Consider the following 22,564-nt stretch of genomic DNA (forward strand, 5'->3'; position numbering starts at 1 on the left):
AAAAAATCAAAAGCAAAAGCAAAAGCAAAAGCCGGTCGCTTCGCTCCCATCCACGCCATGCGTGGATGGATCTATCAGATATCGCGACAAATCCAGGGTCAGAGCCCGTTGCGAAGCAACGGGATCCGACCCCGTGCCGTTCCCGCAGATCGCGGAAATCTGTCGGAGGCGGGGCGGTGGGGGCCAGCAGGACCGTTGGCGCCATGGATGGCGCCATCGAGCCCCCATGGATGGGTTTACGGCGTGTCCTGCTGGCCCCCACCGCCCCGCCAGCCCACGAAATGTCCGCCTTTGCTTTGGCTGTTGCTTGGGCCGTTGCCGTTGCCCCAGCTTCGGCGGGTGCCGGGCGCCGCCCGGCCAAAGCCCTTCCCCCGCTTCCGGTACAATGTCGGGCCCGTTTCCCAACTACGGTTCCCCGGACATGATGGTCCTCGAGGGCGCGCCCGCCCTGTCGCCGTTCCGCCGCGAACGTCTTGAATCCCGCCTGCAGTCCATCGCTCCCTCCCTGCGCATCAGCGGTGCCTGGCACGTCTACTTCGTGCAGCCCGAAGGAAGCGCCGCTCCCGACCTCGCCACCCTGTGCCGCATCCTCGAAGCTGCGCCGCAGGCAGAAGCCGTGGCCGACGGCGCGGTCAGCCGCATCGTGGTGCCGCGCCTGGGCACGCTGTCGCCGTGGTCGAGCAAGGCCACCGAGCTGGTCCGCGGTGCCGGGCAGCCGGTGAGCCGGGTCGAGCGCGGCCTGCGCATCGACGTGCAGGGCTGGCCGGCCGATGCCGCCGCCCAGCAGGCGCTGGTCAAGGCGCTGCACGACCCGATGACGCAGTCGGTGCTGGAGACCGTGGAGCAGGGCCAGGCGCTGTTCTCGGCGCCGGCCCGTGGCGAACTGGAACGCGTGCCGGTGGACCAGCTGGAGGCCGCCAACCAGCGCCTCGGCCTGGCCATGGCCCAGGACGAGATCGACTACCTGCGCGAACGCTTCACCGCGCTGGGCCGCGCGCCGTCCGATGTCGAACTGATGATGTTCGCGCAGGCCAATTCCGAGCACTGCCGCCACAAGATCTTCAACGCCAGCTGGACCATCGACGGCCAGGAACAGGACCGTTCGCTGTTCCGGATGATCAAGAACACCCACCAGCAGACCCCGCAGCACACGCTCAGCGCGTACAGCGACAATGCGGCGGTGATTGAAGGCCATCCGGCCTCGCGTTACCGCCCGGACCCGGCCAGCGGCGAATACCGCCGCGAAGCACAGGTGCCCAGCGCGTTCCAGATCAAGGTGGAAACGCACAACCACCCGACCGCGATCGCACCGTTCCCGGGCGCATCGACCGGCAACGGTGGCGAGATCCGCGACGAAGGCGCAACCGGTCGCGGCGGCAAGCCGAAGGCAGGCCTGTCCGGTTTCTCGGTCTCGCACCTGCGCATCCCGGAGCTGCCGCAGCCGTGGGAAGCACCGCGCGCGCTGAACCCGCGCATGGCGCCGGCGCTGGAAATCATGACTGACGGCCCGCTGGGCGGTGCCGCGTTCAACAACGAATTCGGCCGCCCGAACCTGCTCGGCTACTTCCGCAGCTTCGAGTTGCCTGAAGGCGCCGATCTGGTGCGCGCCTACGACAAGCCGATCATGCTGGCCGGTGGCCTTGGCGCGATCGACCGCGTGCAGGTCGACAAGATCCCGCTGCAGGCCGGTGATGCGGTCATCGTGCTGGGTGGCCCGGCAATGCTGATCGGCCTGGGCGGCGGCGCCGCCAGTTCGGTGGCCTCCGGCGAGAGCGCCGAGGACCTGGACTTCGCCAGCGTGCAGCGCGACAACCCGGAAATGGAGCGTCGCTGCCAGGAGGTCATCGACCGCTGCGTGGCGATGGGCGCCAACAACCCGATCAAGTTCTTCCATGACGTCGGTGCCGGTGGCCTGTCCAATGCCATCCCCGAACTGCTGCACGACTCCAAGGTCGGCGGCGTGATCGACCTGGGCAAGGTGCCCACCGATGACCCGTCGCTGTCGCCGATGCAGCTGTGGTGCAACGAGTCGCAGGAACGCTATGTGCTGGGCGTGGCCCAGGAGCGCCTGGCCGAGTTCGCCGCGCTGTGCGCCCGCGAGCGCTGCCCGTTCGCTGCCGTTGGCGTGGCCACCGCTGAAGAGCACCTGGTGGTCGCCTACGGCGCCGTGCCGGGCCATACCCCGGCCGACGCGCCGATCGACCTGCCGATGGACGTGCTGTTCGGCAAGCCGCCGAAGATGCACCGCGACACCGCGCACCCGCCGGCACCGCGCTGGCCGGCGCTGAAGACCGGCGGCCTGGACCTGCAGGACGCCGGCCTGCGCGTGCTCGCGCACCCGACGGTCGCTTCGAAGAACTTCCTGGTCACCATCGGTGACCGCAGCGTCGGTGGCCTGACCGCGCGCGAACAGATGGTCGGCCCGTGGCAGCTGCCGGTGGCCGACGTGGCGATCACCCTGGCCGACTTCGACGGTGTGGCCGGCGAAGCGATGTCGATCGGCGAGCGCACCCCGCTGGCCCTGCTCGATGCGGCTGCTTCGGCACGCATGGCGGTGGGCGAAGCGCTGACCAACCTGTGCGCGGCCCCGGTCGATGCGCTGGATGAGATCAAGCTGTCGGCGAACTGGATGGCCGCGGCCGGCCACCCCGGCGAAGACGCGCTGCTGTACGACGCGGTGAAGGCGGTGGGCATGGAACTGTGCCCGCAGCTGGACATCAGCATCCCGGTCGGCAAGGACTCGCTGTCGATGCAGGCGCAGTGGCACGACCAGGGCGAAGCGCACAAGAGCGTGTCGCCGGTGTCGCTGGTGATCTCGGCGTTCGCGCCGGTGGCCGACGTGCGCCAGCAGCTGACCCCGCTGCTCGACCGTGATGTGGACAGCGAGCTGTGGTTGATCGGCCTCGGCGCCGGCAAGCAGCGCCTGGGCGGTTCGATCCTGGCGCAGGTGCATGCCGACCACGGCGACCTGCCGGCCTTCGCCGGCGCCGCACCGGACCTGGACGACCCGCAGCGCCTGCGTGGCTTCTTCGAGCTGATCCGCGATGCGCGCCAGGCCGGCCTGCTGCTGGCTTACCACGACCGCAGCGACGGCGGCGCCTTCGCCGCGCTGTGCGAAATGGCCTTCACCTCGCGGCTGGGCCTGGACATCACCCTCGATGCCTGGGGCGACGATCCGTTCCGCAGCCTGTTCAATGAAGAGCTGGGCGCGGTGGTGCAGATCGCCCGCGAAGACCGCGCCGCCTTTGCCGACCTGGTCGAGCGCCATGCACTGATCGAGTGTGCACAGCGCATCGCCAAGCCGACCACCGCACCGGTGGTGCGCGTGTCGCTGGCCGGCGAGAACCTGGCCGAATGGCGCTGGGAAGCGCTGTTCGACGCCTGGTGGTCGGTCACCCACGCGATGCAGAAGCGCCGCGACAACCCGGCCAATGCCGATGCCGAGCGCGAGATCGCCCGTGCCTTCACTGCGCCGGGCCTGAAGCCCAAGCTCAGCTTCGACCTCAATGAAGATGTGGCCGCCCCGTTCATCAGCACCGGCGCGCGTCCGCACGTGGCGGTACTGCGCGAGCAGGGCGTCAACGGCCAGATCGAAATGGCCAACGCCTTCGAACGTGCCGGCTTCCGCGCCTTCGACGTGCATATGAGCGACCTGATCGAAGGCCGCGTGGCATTGCAGGACTTCACCGGCCTGGTCGCCTGCGGTGGCTTCAGCTACGGCGACGTGCTGGGTGCCGGCCGCGGCTGGGCCACCTCGATCCTGGAGCGCAGTGCGCTGCGTGATGCCTTTGCCGCGTTCTTCGCGCGCGAGGACAGCTTCGCGCTGGGCGTGTGCAACGGTTGCCAGATGATGAGCCAGCTCAAGGGCATCATTCCGGGGGCCGAGCACTGGCCGCAGTTCCGCCGCAACGCCAGTGAGCAGTTCGAAGCCCGTACCGCGCTGCTGGAAGTGGTGGAGTCGCCGTCGATCCTGCTGCGTGGCATGGCTGGTTCGCGCCTGCAGGTGGCGGTGGCGCATGGTGAAGGCCAGGCCGTGTTCGACAATGCCGTCGACCAGGCAGCCGCTCGCGTTTCGCTGCGCTACATCGATGGCAACGGCAACGTGGCCAGCCAGTACCCGCTGAACCCGAACGGTTCGCCGGACGGCATCACCGGCCTGACCAGCAGCGACGGCCGCGTCACCATCATGATGCCGCACCCGGAACGCACGCCGCGCGCGCTCAACATGAGCTGGGCGCCGGCCGAGTGGCAGGGTGACTCGCCGTGGATGCGCATGTTCCGCAACGCGCGGGTATGGTGCGGCTGATCGCAGCGTTCTGCGCAGGCCGCAATGCCGCTGCGTACGGAAAAACCCGCCGTTGATCGGCGGGTTTTTCTATGCGCGCGTGAAACTCCTGTCCCGACCGCTAGTTACATCGATTTTCATGCGGCGGAACTTCGTCACGCTTGCCTAACAAAACACTTTCATAAACAGGTGAAAGGGTGAACTGCTTCACGGCAATAGGATTTGTCGTGTCAAAGTCTTGACGATTTGGAAAGTTGCCGTTAACACTTGAACCCCGTTTCAGAATCATTCATTTCGCAGTAACCGGTTGGCGCACGCGCTCGGTTTTCTGTCGCTGCGCGCCGTTCGGCAATACCCCGCAGTAAATCACGCGAATAAACGCCCCCAGGGGACGTTGGGCCGGAAAGCCCAGCGGTGGCGTTGCTTTGCCCAAAACCAGTCCAATCAGGAGCCGTACCGATGAATCGGATTTATCGCAAGGTCTGGAATAAAGCATTGGGTCAGTTGGTGGTGGCCTCGGAACTGGCTTCCTCCGACAGCAGCAGTGGTGGGGTCGTCGACCAGCGCCGCGATGCGACGCAGGCCACGCCCGCACTGCTGGCGGTGGCACTGGGCCTGGTATTGGGGGTGGGCATGAGCGGCACCGCCGCAGCACAGTCGGTGCAGATCGGCGGCAGCGCCACCTGCGTGGCATTCAGCGGCAAGCTGCTCGAAAAGTGCCTGATCGAAGGCTCGGCCAGCGCCAAGGGCAGCAACGCGGTGGCGATCGGCAGCAACAGCAGCGCCACTGCCGCCAACAGCGTAGCGCTGGGCGCCGGCTCCAAGGCCACGCGGGCCAACACGGTGTCCGTGGGTGATACCGGCAAGGAACGCCAGATCACCCATGTTGCCGCAGGCACCCAGGCCACCGATGCGGTGAACAAGTCACAGCTGGATGCGCAGGCGCGCGCCACGCAGGCCGCGCTGGCCGATGTCGCCGCAGATGGAAACCGCTATTTCAAGGCCGACGGCGCAGGTGATGACAGCGACGCGGCGAAGATCGACGGCCAGGGCGCGGTTGCGGCGGGTGCGGGTGCACAGTCGCTGGCCAACGCCACCACCGCCATCGGTACCCAGGCCATTGCCGCGGGCCTGGGCGCAAGCGCGTTCGGCCAGGGCGCATTGGCGATCGGTGACGCCAGCGTGGTGGTCGGGCAGAGTGCTGCCGCGTTCGGTCTTGGTGACACCGCCGTCGGCGCCAGTGCCTATGCCGCAAGCGAGAATGGCGCGGCCACCGCACTGGGTGCCTTGTCCGAAGCCACCGCCGATGGCGCGACCGCTGTCGGCGGCGGTGCCGTGGCGATGGGCCCGGGCAGCACCGCATTGGGCCGCGGCGCCACCGCCGCCAACGAAGCGTCGATCGCAGTCGGTGCGTTCAGCACTGCTGTCGGTGAATACAGCACCGCGCTGGGTTCGAATTCCGCTGCGGTTGCCACCGGCAGCGTGGCGCTGGGCGCGGGTTCGCTGGCCGACCGTGTCGATACCGTGTCCGTCGGCGCTGCCGAGTACGGCCTGACCCGGCAGATCACCAGCGTCGCTGCGGGCACCGAAGACAACGATGCCGTCAATGTCGGCCAGCTGAAGGACGTGGCCGCCGTGGCCGATGCCACCGCCAAGCGCTTCCAGGCCACCGGCAGCAGCAACAGCGATGCCGGTGCACTGGCTGAAGGTGACGACGCGCTGGCCGCCGGCGAGGCCGCCAACGCCCTCGGCAACGGCACCACGGCCGTCGGTGCCGGGGCAACGGCCGTCGCGCAGAACGCGACCGCCGTGGGCAACAACGCACTGGCCTCGGGCCAGAACAGTGCCGCGTTCGGCAACAACGCGCAGGCCAACGGTCCAGGCAGCGTTGCCGTGGGTGGTGCTGCGGTGGATGCCGACGGCAACCCGCTGATCACCAGTGGCGGCGTACCGGTGGAAACCGGCGCGACCAGCGCAGGCGTCGGTGGCACCGCGGTGGGCGCCAGTGCCGAAGCCAGCGGATTTGCGGCGTCGTCCTACGGTGTGGGTGCCTATGCGGCCGGCGCGCAGGCATCCGCGTTCGGTGCGGTGGCCAATGCCATCGGCGACTATTCCACCGCACTGGGTACCCAGAGCAATGCGACCGGCACCAGCAGCGTCGCCATCGGTGGCCCGGCCGACCTGATTCCCGGCCTGGGCTTCTTCGTGCAGACCCAGGCCAGCGGCGAAGCCGCGACCGCCGTCGGTGCCGGCGCCATCGCCAGTGGCGATCGTGCGGTGGCCAACGGCAGCCTGAGCGAAGCCTCCGGTGCTGAAGCCACCGCTGTTGGCTACTTCGCCTATGCACCGGGTGAGAACGCCAGTGCGCTGGGCGCGCAGACCTGGGCCAGCGGTGCGCAGAGCACTGCAGTGGGTTACTACGCCACCGCACGCGGCACCAACAGCGTCGCGCTTGGCGCGAACTCCGAAGCGGTGCGTGCCAACAGCGTGGCCGTTGGCAGTGCAGGCAACGAGCGGCAGATCACCAGCGTTGCTGCGGGCAGCGAAGCCACCGATGCAGTGAACAAGGCGCAGCTCGATGCCGTGGCCAGCACCGCCGACAGCACCGCGCGCTTCTTCCAGGCACAGCCGGAAGCCGACAGCGATGCCGGCGCGCTGGCCGAGGGCGAGGGCGCCGTCGCCGCCGGTTCGTCGAGCAATGCGATCGGCGCCGGCGCAGTAGCCCATGGCGCGGCTGCGTCGGCCATCGGCGATGACAGCGTGGCCGTGGGCCGCAACAGCGCAGCCACCGGCAATGGCGGTGTCGCCATCGGTGGCCTCGGCCAGGCCTACGACGAGTTCAACCAGCCGATCATCGGTGCCGATGGCACGGCACAGCAGGTGGGCACCACTGCCGTCGCCGATGCCACTGCGGTGGGCAGTGGCGCGCAGGCCACCGGGGCTGCCAGCAGCGCCTTCGGCAACGCGGCCAAGGCCAGTGGTGACAACAGCTTCGCCGCCGGCGGCAAGTCGCGCGCCACCGGCAGCTATGCGGTCGCGGTCGGCGACAGCGCCTTCGCCAGCAGCGATGACAGCACCGCAGTAGGCGGCTACAGCTGGGCCACTGCCAGTGGTGCAGCAGCATTCGGTTCGGGTGCATGGGCCACCGCCACCAATGCCTCGGCGTTCGGTAATGCGGCGTGGGCCAGTGGCAGCGGCGCCACGTCCATCGGTTACAACAGCTGGGCCAACGGCGCCAGTTCCACGGCGGTCGGCCGCGGTGCCTTCGGCTATGGCGACAACAGCGTGGCACTGGGCTTCCAGGCGCTGGGCAACAGCATCAACAGCATCGCCATCGGCACCAATACAGTGGCCGGTGGTGAAAGCGCGATCGCGCTTGGCGCCGGCAGTAACGCCAGCGCCAGCAACGCTGTCGCGCTCGGTGCCGGTTCGGTTGCCAGTCGTGCACGTACGGTATCGGTGGGTAGCAGCGGCAACGAACGCCAGGTCACCAACGTCGCCGCGGGCACCCAGGCCACCGACGCAGTGAACAAGGCACAGCTGGATGCGGTTGCGACCACCGCCACCACCACCAGCCGCTTCTTCCAGGCCAGCGGCAACGGCGACGACGTAGCCGGTGCACTGGTGGAGGGTGACAACGCACTGGCGGCCGGTGATGCCGCCAACGCCATCGGCAATGGCGCCACCGCACTGGGCAGCGGCGCCAACGCGCTGGCCAGCAACGCACAGGCGCTGGGTTTCAATGCACTGGCAACCGCGGCCAACGCCAGCGCTGTCGGTGCCAACGCACAGGCCACGGGCGAGTACGCCACCGCGCAGGGTGCGGAAAGCGAAGCCAGCGGCGAGCAGAGCGCGGCGTTCGGTGCGGCCAGCATCGCCAGCGGCGCCGGTAGCACTGCCAATGGCGTGCTGTCCGAAGCGTCCGGCGAAGAAGCCGTGGCCGTGGGCTACTTCAGCAATGCCAGCGGCGACGCGGCCACCGCTGTCGGCAGCGAGAGCGTGGCCAGTGGTACGGCGTCGGCGGCCTTCGGTATCGGTGCCGAAGCCAGCGGCGGTTACAGCACTGCCATCGGTGGCTATGCACAGGCCTCGGCCTTCAATGCCACCGCGTTCGGCAACTTCGCCAATGCCTCCGGTTCCAACAGTGTGGCGGTGGGTGGCGATTCGGAAGCCTCCGGCGCCTACAGCACCGCCACCGGCCAGGGCAGCCTGGCGACCGGCACCAACAGCGTCGCCGTCGGTGGTTCGTTGTTCGGCGTGCTGGCCACCGAGGCCTCGGGCAACTACTCCACCGCGGTGGGTGGTGGTGCCTGGTCGGGCGGCATCAACAGCACCGCGCTGGGCAATGCCGCCGAATCGCGCGGTGCCAACAGCGTGGCGCTGGGTGCCGATTCGATCGCCGATCGCGACAACACCGTGTCGGTGGGCGGCGGTGGCAACACCCGCCAGATCACCAATGTGGCCGATGGCACGCAGGGCAATGATGCGGTCAACAAGAACCAGCTCGACGCCGTCGCCGCGGCAGCGGAAAAGACCCGCCGGCAGTTCCAGGCCAGCGGCAACGCCGACGGTGAAACCGGCGCGCTGGTGGAGGGTGACAACGCGCTGGCGGCCGGTGATGCGGCCAACGCGATCGGCAACGGTGCCACCGCGCTCGGCAGCGGTGCCAATGCGCTGGCCGCCAACGCCACCGCCGTGGGCATCGATGCGCTGGCCACCGGCAGCAACGCGGCTGCCCTGGGCAGCACGGCACAGGCCACCGGCGAGGACAGCCTGGCCCTGGGCAGCGGTGCCGGCGCCAGCGAGGTTGGTGCAAGCGCGGTGGGGGCGCGTGCACAGGCCAGCGGCGCCTACAGCACGGCCACAGGTACAGAAGCCAATGCCAGCGGCGGGCAGGCGCTCGCAAGCGGTTTCCGCAGCGCGGCTTCGGCTGATGGCACCACCGCGGTGGGTGGCTACGCCGAAGCCAGCGGTCGCCTCGGCACCGCTCTGGGCTATGGCTCGGCGGCCAGCGCTGCCAACACCACTGCAGTCGGCTTCGGTGCCGCGGCGGCCGGTACCGGTGCCGTTGCCGTGGGTCAGTCCAGCGAAGCCAGTGGCGAGGAGAGCGTGGCCATCGGCGGCAGCACCTTCTTCGGCCTGATCCCGTCGCGTGCCAGTGGGACCGGTGCGGCGGCGTTCGGCGCCGGTGCATGGGCCACCGAGGACTACGCGACCGCGATTGGCTGGAACTCGTGGGCGGCAGGCAGCAGCGCCACCGCGCTGGGGGCCAACGCCACCGCCAATGGCAGCAACAGCGTCGCGCTCGGTGCTGGCTCCAAGGCTGACCGTGACAACACCGTAGCCGTCGGCAAGGCCGGCGGTGAGCGCCAGGTGACCCACGTCGCGGCGGGCACCGAAGCCACCGATGCGGTGAACAAGGGCCAGCTGGATGCGGTCGCCAGCGTCGCCGACAAGACCAGCCTGCAGTTCCAGGCCAGCGGCAATGCCGATGGCGAAGCCGGTGCACTGGTCGACGGCGACAACGCACTGGCAGCCGGCAATGCGGCCAATGCCATCGGCAACGGCGCCACCGCGCTGGGCAGCGGCGCCAATGCCATGGCCGCCAATGCCACTGCCGTGGGCTTCGATGCGCTGGCCACCGGCAACAATGCGGCGGCGCTCGGCAACGCGGCGCAGGCCGGAGGTGTCGACAGCGTAGCCGTGGGCAGTGGCGCCAGCGCCAGCGAACTCGGCGCCAGTGCTACCGGCGCCGGTGCCCAGGCCAAGGGTGCCTACAGTACCGCCAGCGGTGCGCAGGCCACGGCCAGCGGCACCCAGTCGCAGGCCAGTGGTTTCCGCGCCAATGCCTCGGCCGATGGTGCGTCTGCGCTGGGCAGCTATGCCGAGGCCAGCGGTCGCCTGGGTACCGCGGCCGGCTACGGCAGCAAGGCAACCGGCGCCAATGCCACGGCGGTAGGTGTGAGTGCCACCGCCAGTGCCGCAGGCAGCGTGGCGTTGGGCGCGGGCTCGGTCGCCGACCGTGCCAACACTGTGTCGGTCGGCAGCGCGAGCAGTGATCGTCAGATCACCCGTGTCGCTGCCGGTACCGAGCGCACCGATGCGGTCAATCGTGGCCAGCTCGATGCGGTCGCGGCGACCGCCGATGGCACGGCCCGCTACGTCAAGGCCACCGGCGCAGGTACCGCCAGTGCCAACGGCAGCGATGCCGCCGCGATCGGGTCGGCAGCCACTGCCAGCGGCGCACGCAGCAATGCCCTGGGTGCCAACGCGATGGCCATCGGCAACGGTGCCCTGGCACTGGGCACCAGCGCCGGCGCATCGGGCGCGAACTCGGTGGCGCTGGGTGCCGGTTCGCGTGCACTCGATGCCAACGTGGTGTCGGTCGGCGGTGGCAATGGCACCGATGGTCCGGCCACGCGCCGCATCGTCAATGTGGCCGATGGCCGCATCGCCGCCGGCAGCAGCGATGCCATCACCGGTTCGCAGCTCAACGTCACCAACCAGCGGGTGGGCGCGGTGGAAACCCGCGTCGGTGATTTCGATTCGCGCATCGCCACCGTGGAAACCACGGCGGCCAGCGCAGTCGGCTATGACGACGCCAGCCGTGACCGCCTGACCCTGTCCGGTTTCCAGGGCACCACCATCGACAACGTCGGTGCCGGCAGCATCGCTGCGGGCAGTCGCCAGGCGATCAACGGCGGCCAGCTGTTCCAGTCGCTCAGTGATGCCGCCAGCTTCCTCGGCGGTGGTGCCAGCGTTGGCATGCAGGGTGTGTTCGTGGCGCCGAACTACGTGATCCAGGGCGCCACCTACAGCAACGTCGGCGATGCGCTCGGCGCGCTGGACCGCAAGGTCAGCGAGATCGACCGCCGCACCGCCGGTGGCACGCGTGCCGGAACTGCCAGCCTGCGCGCAATGAGTACCCCGCTGGATGACAGCCCGCTGGCCAGCGCCGCTGATGCACCTGCAACGGCCGACGCGGCACCGGCCGGCACCGCGCGCGTGCAGGGCACGCCGACCGCAGCCGCCGCCGGTGCCGGGATTCCGGTCGGCACCCCGGCGACGGGCTTCAATGCCGTCGCCATGGGCGAGGGCGCGGTCGCCAGTGGCGCTTCGTCCACCGCCATCGGCCAGGGCGCCAATGCCAGCGCGGCAAACGCGGTGGCACTGGGGCAGGGCTCGGTTGCCGATCGTGCCAACACGGTCTCGGTGGGCAGCGAAGGCAACGAGCGCCAGGTCACCAACGTGGCGGCCGGTACCACGGCCACCGATGCGGTCAACAAGGGCCAGCTCGACCGTGGCATGGCCACGGCCAACAGCTACACCGACAGCCGCGTCCAGGCCGTCGCCGACAGCTTCGATGTGTTCAAGGGCGAAATCGACGGACGCCTGCGCCACATGGATCGCCGCATCGACCGCCAGGGGGCGATGAGCGCGGCGATGCTCAACATGGCCACCAGTGCCGCCGGTATCCGCACCCAGAACCGGGTCGGCGTCGGCATTGGCTTCCAGGGCGGCGAGTCGGCGTTGTCGCTGGGCTACCAGCGTGCGATCAGCGATCGCGCCACGGTGACCTTCGGTGGTGCCTTCAGCAGCGACGACAGCTCGGTTGGCGTCGGTGCCGGCTTCGGCTGGTAAGCCACTCCATCGCGCCGGCGGCCACCCACGCCGGCGCAGCACCTGCAGTGAGGGCCTGGGGGGAGGTCACGGCAATCCCGGCTGGGCCGGCCGGGAGTCGTCAAGGAATGATGGCCGCAGTGTTGGTTCGATCCATGACCCAGAAGAGGAATTCGACGTGATCAAGAAGCAGAACCTTCGCATCAATGTGCTTGCCGCCGCCGTGCTGTCGATGACGGCTGTCGGTGCCGTCCACGCCGCTGGACTGCCGACCCGTGAACCGGTGCGCCAGGCCAGCACCGCCCAGCCGGGAACCGAGCGCATCATCGTCAAGTACCGGGCCGGTGCTGCTGCCGCCACTGACCGCTCGGCGAAGCTGTCCACCGTGCAGTCCGCACTGACCCGTGCCAGCCTCTCCGGCGGCACATCCCGCGCCAGCACGCTCGGCCCGCAGGTGGTCCGCAAGCTGTCTACCGGGGCGGACCTCATCCGTGTGCAGGGCCGCCTGGCCCCGGCCGAACTGCAGCGCGTACTGAAAGAGCTGAAGGCCGACCCGTCGGTGCAGTACGCCGAAGCCGACGTGAAGCTGCGCCGCACCGAACTGCGTGCCGGCAACGTACAGCCGGCGCTGGTGCCGAACGATCCCTTCTACCAGCAGAACCAGTGGCATCTGCACAATGCGGTCGGCGGCATCAACGCACCGGCGGCATGGGATGTCTCGCAGGGTGAGGGCATCGTGGTGGCGGTGATCGATACCGGCATCCTGCCGCAGCATCCGGACCTGGTCGGCAACCTGCTGGAGGGTTATGACTTCATCAGCGACGCGGAGACCTCGCGGCGCCCGACCAACGATCGCGTGCCGGGTGCGCAGGACTACGGTGATTGGGTCGAGAACGACAACGAGTGCTATGACGGTTCGCTGGCCGAAGACAGTTCCTGGCACGGCACCCACGTCGCCGGCACCGTGGCCGAGCAGACCAACAACGGCGTCGGCATGGCCGGTGTCGCCTACAAGGCCAAGGTACTGCCGGTGCGCGTGCTCGGTAAGTGCGGTGGCTACCTGTCCGACATCGCCGATGCGGTGGTCTGGGCATCGGGTGGCACGGTGGCCGGCATTCCGGCCAACACCAATCCGGCCGAGATCATCAACATGAGCCTGGGCGGCGGTGGCGCCTGCGCCAGCACCTACCAGGACGCGATCAACGGCGCGATCTCGCGCGGTACCACCGTGGTGGTGGCGGCCGGCAATGAAGCCGACAACGCGTCCAAGTACCAGCCGGCCAGCTGCGAAGGCGTGGTGACCGTGGGTGCCACCCGCATCACCGGTGGCATCACCTACTACTCCAACTACGGCACCCGCGTGGACCTGTCCGGTCCGGGTGGTGGTGGCAGTGTGGACGGCAACCCGGGCGGCTACATCTGGCAGACCGGCTCCAATGCGGCCACCACGCCGGAATCGGGCACGCCGGGCTACATGGGCATGGGCGGTACCTCGATGGCCTCGCCGCATGTGGCCGCCGTTGCCGCACTGGTGCAGAGCGCGCTGATCGCCAAGGGCAAGGATCCGTTGACCCCGGCCGCGATGCGTACCCTGTTGAAGGAAACCGCACGTCCGTTCCCGGTCACCATTCCGGCGGCGACCCCGATCGGTACCGGTATTCTCGATGCCAAGGCCGCGCTGGCCAAGGCACTGGAAGAACCGTGCACCGAGAACTGCGGGCCGGTGGCCACGCCGCTGACCAACAAGGCCGCCGTGGGTGGCCTGAACGGTGCCGCCGCCAGCAGCCGCCTGTACAGCTTCGAAGCCGTCGCCGGCAAGCAGCTCAGCGTGATCACCTACGGTGGCACCGGCAATGTCTCGGTCTACATCGCGCAGGGGCGTGAACCGAGCGCCAGCGACAACGACGCCAAGTCGACCCGTCCGGGCACGTCCGAGACGGTGCGGGTGAACAAGCCGGTGGCCGGTACCTACTACATCAAGGTAGTCGGCGAAGCAGCCTACAACGGCGTGAGCATCCTTGCCACGCAGTAAGCTGGAACTGTCGTAATTGAATGGCCGAAGCCCGTCATCCCGTGTGACGGGCTTCGTCTTTTTACGAAAGGTGGTGGAGGGGCGGCGGAAATCATGGCTTAACTGTTAAAGTCGAGCCGATTGACAGGAGAGTCATGTGAACGCGCTTGCTGCTACCGCCGCTGCCGACAACGCTGAAGGCCGCATCCTGGATGCGCTGCTGGCGCGCGGCCGGCTGAAGGAAGGCGATCTGGCACGTGCGCGGCCGCTGCACGCAGAGGCCGGCGGCAGCCTGCTGGGCCTGCTGGTGCGGCTGGGGCTGGTGTCCGAGCGTGACCAGGCACAGGCCAGCGCCGAAGTGCTGGGCCTGCCGCTGCTGGAAGGCAAGCAGCTGCCGGAAGCACCGCCACAAGGGCTGGCGGAAGGCCTGCCGTTGTCACTGCGCTTCCTCAAGCAGTTCCACGTCTGCCCGCTGGCCCTGGATGAACAGGGCGTACGGCTGTGGCTGGCCGACGCCCACGATCCCTACCCGCAGCAGGCGGTGCAGCTGGCACTGGGCGTGCCGGTGACGCCGGTGCTGGGCATGCGTGCGGAGATCGATGACCTGGTCGAGCGCTGGTTCGGCCAGGGCCGCAGCGCGATGGGCGCGATCGTCGAAACCGCCGATGGCGAGGGCGGTGCGGTCGATGACATCGAGCACCTGCGCGACCTCGCCTCGGAAGCGCCGGTGATCCGCCTGGTCAACCTGGTGATCCAGCGTGCAGTGGAGCTGCGCGCGTCGGACATCCATGTCGAACCATTCGAGAGCCGGCTGAAGGTGCGCTACCGCGTCGACGGTGTACTGGTGGAGGGCGAAAGCCCGCCGGCCAACCTCACCGCGGCGGTGATCAGCCGCATCAAGATCATGGCCCGGCTCAACATCGCAGAGCGCCGCCTGCCGCAGGATGGCCGCATCATGCTGCGCGTGCAGGGCAAGGAGCTGGACCTGCGCGTGAGCACGGTACCGACCGCGCACGGCGAAAGCGTGGTGATGCGATTGCTGGACCGCGAAACGGTGGTGTTCGATTTCCACCGCCTCGGCTTCACCGATGCGTTCCTGCCGCAGTTCCGCAAGGTGCTGGAGCAGCCGCATGGCATCCTGCTGGTGACCGGCCCCACCGGCTCGGGCAAGACCACCACGCTGTATACCGCGCTGAGCCAGCTCAATACCGCCGACGTCAAGATCATCACGGTCGAAGACCCGGTGGAATACCAGATCGAGGGCATCAACCAGATCCAGGCCAAGCCGCAGATCGGCCTGGACTTCGCCAACGCCCTGCGCAGCATCGTGCGCCAGGATCCGGACATCATCATGATCGGCGAAATGCGCGACCTGGAAACCGCGCGCATTGCGATCCAGTCGGCGTTGACCGGCCACCTGGTGCTGTCCACCCTGCATACCAACAACGCAGCGGGTGGCATCACCCGCCTGCTCGACATGGGCGTGGAAGACTACCTGCTCACGTCCACCATCAACGGCATCCTTGCCCAGCGCCTGGTGCGCCGGCTGGAACCAACCCACGCCGAGCGCTATGAGGCCTCGCCGGAGGAAATCGAACGCTTCGAGCTGCGCCGCCTGCAGCCGGAAGGGCCGATCCACCTGTATCGCCCGAAGCCCTCCGCGCTGGCGCCGACCGGTTATCTCGGCCGCACCACCATCATGGAATTCCTGGTGATGAACGATGCGCTGCGGCGCGCGGTGATGCGCCGCGATGGCATGGGCGAGATCGAACGCATTGCCCGCGAAGCGGGCATGCGCACGATGTACGAAGATGGCCTGTCCAAGGCCCTCAGTGGCCAGACGACCATCGAGGAAGTCCTGCGTGTCACCGAGGAAAGCTGATGCGCGCAGGACGCCGGGGCTGACATGCCGACCTACCGTTACAAGGCACTGAATCCGCACGGCGAGATCTTCGACGGGCAGATGGAAGCGGCCAGCGAGGCCGAACTGGTCGCGCGCCTGCAGGACCAGGGTCACCTGCCGATGGAGACCCAGCTGGCCGATGGCGGTGCGATCGGTGGCAGCAATTGGCGCAACCTGTTCCGCCAACGGCCGCTGCAGGGTGCGGCATTGCTGCAGTTCACCCAGCAGCTGGCGACACTGCTCGGTGCAGGCCAGCCGCTGGATCGCGCGCTGTCGATCCTGCTCGGCCTGCCGGAAGACGAACGCTCGCGCCGCGCGATCACCGACATCCGCGATGTGGTGCGCGGTGGTGCGCCGCTGTCGACCGCACTGGAGCGCCAGCATGGGTTGTTCTCGCGCCTGTACGTGAACATGGTGCGTGCCGGTGAGGCCGGCGGCAGCCTGCACGAAACCCTGCAGCGCCTGGCCGACTACCTCGAACGCAGCCGGGCCCTGCAGGGCAAGGTGATCAACGCGCTGGTGTACCCGGCCATCCTGCTGGTGGTGGTGGGCGGCGCACTGCTGTTCCTGCTCGGCTACGTGGTGCCGCAGTTCGCGCAGATGTACGAGAGCCTGGATGTGGCGCTGCCGTGGTTCACCAACGCGGTACTGCAGCTGGGCCTGTTCGTGCGTGACTGGTGGGTGTTGCTGCTGGTGGTGCCGGCGGTGCTGGCGCTGTTCTTCGAACGCAAGGCACGGCAACCCGCCTTCCGGCTGGCGCTGGATGGCTGGCTGCTGCAGCGTCGCGGCATCGGGCGCCTGCTGGGTGAACTGGAAACCGCGCGGCTGGCCCGCACGCTGGGCACGCTGCTGCGCAATGGGGTGCCGCTGCTGGGTGCCCTGGGCATCGCCCGCAATGTACTGGGCAACCGCGCGCTGGCCGCCGATGTGGAAGCCGCCGCGGATGAAGTGAAGAACGGTACCGGCCTGTCGCTGGCGCTGTCGCGCGGCAAGCGTTTCCCGCGCCTGGCGCTGCAGATGATCCAGGTCGGTGAGGAATCCGGTGCACTCGATACCATGCTGCTGAAAGCGGCCGATACCTTCGAACAGGACAGCGCCCGGCGCATCGACCGCCTGCTGGCGGCGATGGTGCCGGCGATCACTCTCGTACTGGCCTCGGTGGTCGGCGCGGTGATCGTCGCCGTGCTGGTGCCGCTGTACGACCTGACCAATGCCATCGGTTGACGATGGATCCCTACGCAACCTCGACACTCCGCAACTGAAAGGACCGACCATGATTGCTTCCCGTCGACCGATCCGCCTTTCCTTCACCGCCGCGCGCAACCAGTCGGGCATGAGCCTGCTGGAGATCATCATCGTCATCGTGCTGATCGGCGCGGTGCTGACCCTGGTCGCCAGCCGCGTGCTGGGTGGCGCCGACCGCGGCAAGGCCAACATCGCCAAGGCACAGGTGCAGACCGTCGCATCCAAGGTCGACAACTACCAGATCGATACCGGTAAGCTGCCCGGCTCACTCAATGATCTGGTGACTGCACCGGCTGGCGTCGGTGGCTGGTTGGGCCCGTATGCCAAGCCGGCCGATCTGAACGATCCGTGGGGCCATGCGCTGGAATACCGCACGCCGGGCGAAGGCCAGCCGTATGAGCTGATCAGCCTGGGCAAGGACGGCAAGGCCGGCGGCAGCAGCGTCGACGCTGACATCCGCTACCAGCCGTAACCGGGCATGTCGCATTTCCTGCCGCGCCGGTTGACACGCCCGCGCCTGCCCGGCAGGCGCGCAGCGGGCCTTTCGCTGCTGGAAATGCTGCTGGTGATCGCGCTGATCGCCGCGATCGGCCTGATCACCGCTGCCGGCCTGTCGCGCGGTTTCGCCGGCATGCAGCTGCGCAGCGCCGGCAAGGACATCGCCAACCAGCTGCGCGTGGTGCGCGCGCAGGCGATCGCCCGGGGCGAACCGCAGCGCTTTGTCATCGAGCCGGCCAAGCGGCGCTGGGAAGGCGCCAACCAGCGCCACGGCGACGTGCCGGCACAGCTGCAGGTCCAGTTCGAAGGCGCCGCGCAGCTGGCCACCGCGCCAGGACAGGGCGTGATCGAGTTCCATCCCGACGGCGGCTCCAGCGGCGGCCGCATCCGGCTGCAGCGTGATGATGCCGAATGGCGCATCGACGTGGGCTGGCTGACCGGTGAGGTCCGCTCCGGCCCCTGGCGGGCGCAATGAAGCGGCGCGCCCGCGGCTTCACCCTGCTGGAAGTGATCATCGCCTTTGCCCTGCTCGGGCTGGCGCTGACCCTGCTGCTGGGCAGCCTGTCAGGCGGCGCCAGGCAGGTGCGTGAGGCCGAACTGCGCACGCGCGCAATACTGCATGCGCAGTCGTTGCTGGCCGAAACCGGCGTCGCCACGCCGCTGCAGGTGGGCAGCCAGCAGGGCGACTGGGAGCAGGGACGCTACCACTGGGAACTGCAGGTGCAGCCGTGGGTGGAGCCACGTGCAGGCAGCGTCGTGCAGACACAGTCAGCCGGTGCCCCCTGGCTGGCCGAACTGCAGCTGCAGGTGCGTTGGGGTGACAGCGAACGCGAGCAGCTGCGCTGGCGCAGCCTGCGCCTGCTGCCGCCGGATCTGGAGCGTGCGCGATGACGCGCCGTGCTGCAGGTTTCACGCTGGTTGAAGTGATGCTGGCCACGGTGCTGTTGGCCGGTGGCCTGGCGCTGGCGTTCGCCAGCGTGCGCTCGGCGATGGCGGTCAGCCAGCGTGGCGAGCAGATTGCGGCCGAGAGTGAGCGCATGCGCGCGGTGCAGGCCCTGTTGCGGCGGCAGCTGGCCGGTGCGCTGCGCACGCCGCTGGAAGTCCCCGATCCCACCCGCGAACCGATCTTCTTCCAGGGCGAAGAACAGCGCATGATGTTCGCCGCTGATCTCTCGGGTTACCTCGGCCGTGGCGGAGCCTACCTGCACGCGCTGCAGGTGGACGGCCGCGATGGCCAGCAGCGCCTGCTGCTGGACCTGGTGCTGCTGCAGGAAGGCGAGCGCATCGCCGAAAATCCGCCGCGCCCACCGGAAGTGCTGGTGGAGAACCTGAAGTCGGTGCAGCTGCGCTATCGCGGCATCGATGCCAGTACCGGCCAGATGAGCGACTGGATGCCGCGCTGGGACGATACCCGTCGCCTGCCGATGCTGGTGGAGATCCAGATCGTGCCCGCCAAGGGGGCGCCCTGGCCCACGCTGGTGGTGGCACCGCGCGCTGGCGGCAGCGGAGGCGCGCGATGAACCGGCAACACGGTGCGGCACTGGTCCTGGTGCTGTGGTTGATCGCATTGATGACCGCGCTGGTCGGTGCGTTCGCGCTGAGCGCACGGGTCGAGCATCTGCAGCAGCGGGTGCTGGATGACGACGCACGCGGCCAGGAACGGGCGCGGGCCGGCCTGGAGTACGCGCTGCTGCGGCTGTCCGCCGATCCGCTGCGGGCGCCCTGGCGTGCCGATGGCCGCACCTACCGCTGGCAGTTCGATGACGCCAGCATCGAGATCAAGGTGCTGGACGAGAACGGCAAGATCAACCTGAACCTGGCCGACGTGACCCTGCTGACCGCGTTCCTCAAGGCGCTCGGCGAAGACGAAGGGGCGGCCCGGCAGATGGCCGGCGCCATTGTCGACTGGCGTGATGAAGACAGCCTGCTGCAGCCGGGTGGTGGCGCCGAAGCGCCGGACTATGCGGCGGCCGGGTTGCCGTATGGCCCGCGCAACAAGCGTTTCGAGACGCTCGGCGAACTGCAGCGGGTACTGGGGATGCGCGGTCCGCTGTACAAGGCCATGCTGCCGCACCTGACCCTGTACAGCCGCCAGGCGCGCCCGGATCCCCAGTTCGCCAGCGCGCCGGTGCTGACCGCACTGGGCCTGGATGCGGATACCGTGCTGGCGCAGCGCGCGCAGCAGGAGCGTGACGCAGATACCGCTGGCGGTGCGACAACGCTTGCCAGCAGCAGCGGCACCTATAGTATCGAGTCTCGTGCAACCGATGGCAGTGGACGCCGGTCGGTGTTGCAGGCAGTGGTACGCAATGGCTCGGGCGGGGTTCCCGGGCGGTCCTACACAGTGCTTCGCTGGGAGCAGGGAATGACAGCAAGATGACGGCATGGCAGGACAGTGTGCGGCAGGTGCAGGGCCGGATCGGCCCTGGTGCCGGCCGTTTCCTGCGCTGGTGGCGGCAATCGCTGCTGGCCTGGGTGCCGGCACGTTGGCAGTGGGCACTGGGCTGGGCACAGGCGCGCCTGCTGCTGCAGCGCCAGGGTGACCAGCTGCAGGTCTGGCGAGAGGCCGGTGAGCGCCGCGAAGCGGTGGCCAGCGTGCCGTGGCCGCTGTCGCCGGCCGAACTGGACCGCGTGCTGGAACCGCGACTGCGCAGCCTGCCGCGGGTGTGGTTGCTGCCGGCCAGCGAAGTACTGCGTCGTCATCTGCGCCTGCCTGCGGCTGCGGCCGACCGCCTGCGCGCCGTGGTCGGTTTCGAGATCGACCGCCAGACGCCGTTCGAATCCAGCCAGGTCAGCTATGACGTGCGTGAACTCGGGAGCGCGGCCGAAGGCCAGCTGCAGGTCGAACTGGTTGCCTGGCCATTGCGCCAGCTTGAAGCGTGGCGGGCCAGCGTGGGCGAGTGGGCCGATGCGCTGGCCGGTGTCGATGCCATCGACGCCCACGGTGACCCCCTGCAGGTGAATCTGTTGCCGCCGGGGCAGCGCCAGCTGCGGGTGGATCCGACGCGGCGCTGGAATGTGCTGCTGGCCGTGGCCGCGCTGGTGATGCTGGTGCTGGCGGCCCTGCAGCTGCTCGACAACCGCCGTGCCGCCGCCGATGAGCTGCGTGCGCAGGTTGAACGCAGTGCGCGCAGTGCGCGTGGTGTCGCCAGCGAACGCGCGCAGCTGCAGGCACTGATCGATGGTGCCGCATTCCTGGAAAAGCAGCGCAGCCAGCGCGCCGGAACGGTGGAAATCTGGAATGAACTGACCCGGCGCCTGCCGGAGGGCACCTACCTGGAAAAGCTGGCCATCGAGAACAACAACCTGCAGCTGATCGGCCTGAGCCGCGAGGCCTCGCAGCTGGTGCAGCTGCTGCAGGACGCGCCGCAGTGGCGCAAAGTCAATCTGACCGGCGTACTGCAGGCCGATGGCGCCGCCAGTGGCCGTGACCGCTTCACCATGACCGCCGAACTGCAGCCGTTGCAGGCTGCGGCCCCGACCCGGGAGGCGGCCGATGCCGATGCCAAGCGCACGCCGTGACCGCTGGCTGGCACTGGCGCTGCTGCTGGCAGTGCTGGGCCTGGCCTACCTGCTGCTGGTGCACCCCTGGTTCACCCAGCCGCTGCGCGAAATCGATGCCGACGTGGCCGCCCTGCGCGAGCGCGAACAGCGCGTGCAGGCGCAGCTGCAGCAGCAGCCGCAGATCGAACAACGCCTGCGCGCCACCCGCGAGGCACTGCAGCAGCGGCCGGGCTTCCTGCGTGAAGCCACCGCCGAAGCTGCAGCCGCTGCGCTCGGCGCGAAGCTGCAGGATGCGGTGGCGATGGCCAGCCCGGGCAACCGCAGCTGCACCATCAGCAACCGCACGCCACTGACCGACAACCGTCGTGACGCCGAGTTCGTGCGCGTTGCCATGCAGGTGCGCCTGCGTTGCGGTGTGGCCGAACTGGCCACGGTGCTGCACAGCCTGGAAACCGGCAGCCCTCGCCTGTTCGTCGACAACCTCAACCTGATCGCGCAGCGCTTTCAGCAGTCGCCGAATGAATCCGGGCTGGGCCTGGACGTGTCGTTCGAACTGGCCGGCTACCTGCTGCCCGGTGCCGCTGCCGATGGCGCTGCGCCGGCACCTGCAGCCGAGCCGGGCGCGGCGCCGCAACCGCCTTCGGCTGCACCGGCACCCTCACCGGCTGTGCCGGAAGAGGGGCAGGAGGTGGCCGATGAAGCTTGAGCAGATCAGCCTGCGCACCGGTTTCCTGCTGGCACTGGCCGGCTGGGCGGCAGCGGTCTGGCTGGCCACCGGCTTCGGCCTGGGCAGCCAGCTGCCAGGTGCCGATGGCGATGCCGATGCAGTGCCTTCGTTGCCGGTGCTGCCGCCGTTGGCCGCAGAACGCATGGCCAGCGCCGACAGCTACAGTGCCATCGGCGAGCGACCGCTGTTCGCCGAGGACCGCAGGCCGAAGCCCTACCTGCTCGGTGGCAGCGAGCCTGCCGCCAGCGCCGCGCTGCGCCTGACCGGCGTGCTGCTGACCGGCGACTTCGGCATGGCCACCTTCACCACCGAACAGAACCGTTCGTTGCGCCTGCGCCTCAACGGTGAAGCCGTCGACGGCTGGCAGCTGGTGGCACTGCAGCCGCGCCAGGCCACCGTGATCGGCCCCGGTGGCAACCAGGTGCTGGAACTGGCGGTCTTCAACGGCCAGGGCGGTGAGCCGCCGACCGTGCTGCGCGGCGCCAACGGTGCGCCGCCGGCAGGTGCGATCGTTGTGCCGCCCCCGGCAGGTGCTCCGCCGACACCGCCGCCGGCTGCGGCAACTCCATCGCCGTCGCCTGCTGCCAGTACGCCCGCGCCCTCGGCTGCGGCGGCCACCACACCGCCTGCCACCAACAACGGCCCCAGCGAAGCGCAGATGCAGGCCATCCGCGAACGCATCCAGGCCCGTCGCCGCCAGCTGCAGCAACAACAACAGCAGCAACAACCGTCGCCGCCCCCGGGCGATGGCACCAACCGATAGAGTGAATG

At 68.9% G+C, this 22,564-nt stretch carries 13 protein-coding genes; all 13 read left to right on the forward strand.

Translation table 11 applies throughout. From position 1 onward, the window contains the following. Positions 1–421: 421 nt before the first annotated feature. The 13 genes from purL (at position 422) to N5D20_RS00065 (ending at position 22,556) form a co-directional block, all read left to right on the forward strand. Positions 422–4,306 (forward strand): phosphoribosylformylglycinamidine synthase, encoded by a 3,885-nt coding sequence (gene purL / locus N5D20_RS00005; RefSeq protein ID WP_171953826.1) that lies wholly within the window; start codon positions 422–424, stop codon positions 4,304–4,306. Positions 4,307–4,744: 438 nt separating this feature from the next. Next, positions 4,745–11,926, forward strand: a complete 7,182-nt coding sequence (locus N5D20_RS00010; RefSeq protein WP_279914958.1) for an ESPR-type extended signal peptide-containing protein — start codon at positions 4,745–4,747, stop codon at positions 11,924–11,926. Positions 11,927–12,083: 157 nt separating this feature from the next. Then, on the forward strand, positions 12,084–13,937 hold the full coding sequence (locus N5D20_RS00015; protein WP_019338022.1) for a S8 family peptidase: 1,854 nt from the start codon (positions 12,084–12,086) through the stop codon (positions 13,935–13,937). A gap of 136 nt (positions 13,938–14,073) precedes the next feature. Beyond that, a complete protein-coding gene (gene gspE / locus N5D20_RS00020; RefSeq protein ID WP_043402652.1) occupies positions 14,074–15,798 on the forward strand; it encodes a type II secretion system ATPase GspE in 1,725 nt (574 codons plus the stop codon). A 24-nt stretch (positions 15,799–15,822) separates the two neighbouring features. Beyond that, positions 15,823–17,043, forward strand: coding sequence for a type II secretion system F family protein (locus N5D20_RS00025; protein WP_049435124.1), 1,221 nt, complete (start codon positions 15,823–15,825; stop codon positions 17,041–17,043). A gap of 49 nt (positions 17,044–17,092) precedes the next feature. Next, positions 17,093–17,536, forward strand: a complete 444-nt coding sequence (gene gspG / locus N5D20_RS00030) for a type II secretion system major pseudopilin GspG (RefSeq protein WP_010482031.1) — start codon at positions 17,093–17,095, stop codon at positions 17,534–17,536. A 6-nt stretch (positions 17,537–17,542) separates the two neighbouring features. Then, the gene (locus N5D20_RS00035; RefSeq protein ID WP_109815202.1) at positions 17,543–18,037 is read left to right on the forward strand and encodes a GspH/FimT family pseudopilin; all 495 of its coding nucleotides are present in this window, start codon (positions 17,543–17,545) and stop codon (positions 18,035–18,037) included. Beyond that, a complete protein-coding gene (locus N5D20_RS00040; RefSeq protein ID WP_010482027.1) occupies positions 18,034–18,453 on the forward strand; it encodes a prepilin-type N-terminal cleavage/methylation domain-containing protein in 420 nt (139 codons plus the stop codon). The genes N5D20_RS00035 and N5D20_RS00040 overlap by 4 nt, the downstream gene beginning before the upstream one ends. Continuing rightward, the gene (locus tag N5D20_RS00045) at positions 18,450–19,082 is read left to right on the forward strand and encodes a type II secretion system protein J (protein ID WP_279914959.1); all 633 of its coding nucleotides are present in this window, start codon (positions 18,450–18,452) and stop codon (positions 19,080–19,082) included. Before N5D20_RS00040 ends, N5D20_RS00045 begins: the two co-directional genes overlap by 4 nt. Then, positions 19,079–19,942, forward strand: coding sequence for a general secretion pathway protein GspK (locus tag N5D20_RS00050; RefSeq protein ID WP_010482023.1), 864 nt, complete (start codon positions 19,079–19,081; stop codon positions 19,940–19,942). The genes N5D20_RS00045 and N5D20_RS00050 overlap by 4 nt, the downstream gene beginning before the upstream one ends. Further along, positions 19,939–21,084 carry a PilN domain-containing protein gene (locus N5D20_RS00055; protein ID WP_279914960.1) on the forward strand — a complete coding sequence of 382 codons (1,146 nt, stop codon included), beginning with the start codon at positions 19,939–19,941 and terminating at the stop codon, positions 21,082–21,084. Before N5D20_RS00050 ends, N5D20_RS00055 begins: the two co-directional genes overlap by 4 nt. Continuing rightward, positions 21,065–21,772: a type II secretion system protein GspM gene (gene gspM / locus N5D20_RS00060; protein ID WP_032952327.1), complete on the forward strand. Its 708-nt coding sequence runs from the start codon at positions 21,065–21,067 to the stop codon at positions 21,770–21,772. Before N5D20_RS00055 ends, gspM begins: the two co-directional genes overlap by 20 nt. Then, entirely contained in the window at positions 21,762–22,556 is a 795-nt protein-coding gene (locus N5D20_RS00065) for a general secretion pathway protein GspN (protein WP_159359783.1), read from the forward strand. The genes gspM and N5D20_RS00065 overlap by 11 nt, the downstream gene beginning before the upstream one ends. Positions 22,557–22,564: the final 8 nt, after the last annotated feature.

The organism is Stenotrophomonas sp. GD03877, assembly GCF_029840555.1.
Lineage (GTDB): Bacteria > Pseudomonadota > Gammaproteobacteria > Xanthomonadales > Xanthomonadaceae > Stenotrophomonas > Stenotrophomonas geniculata.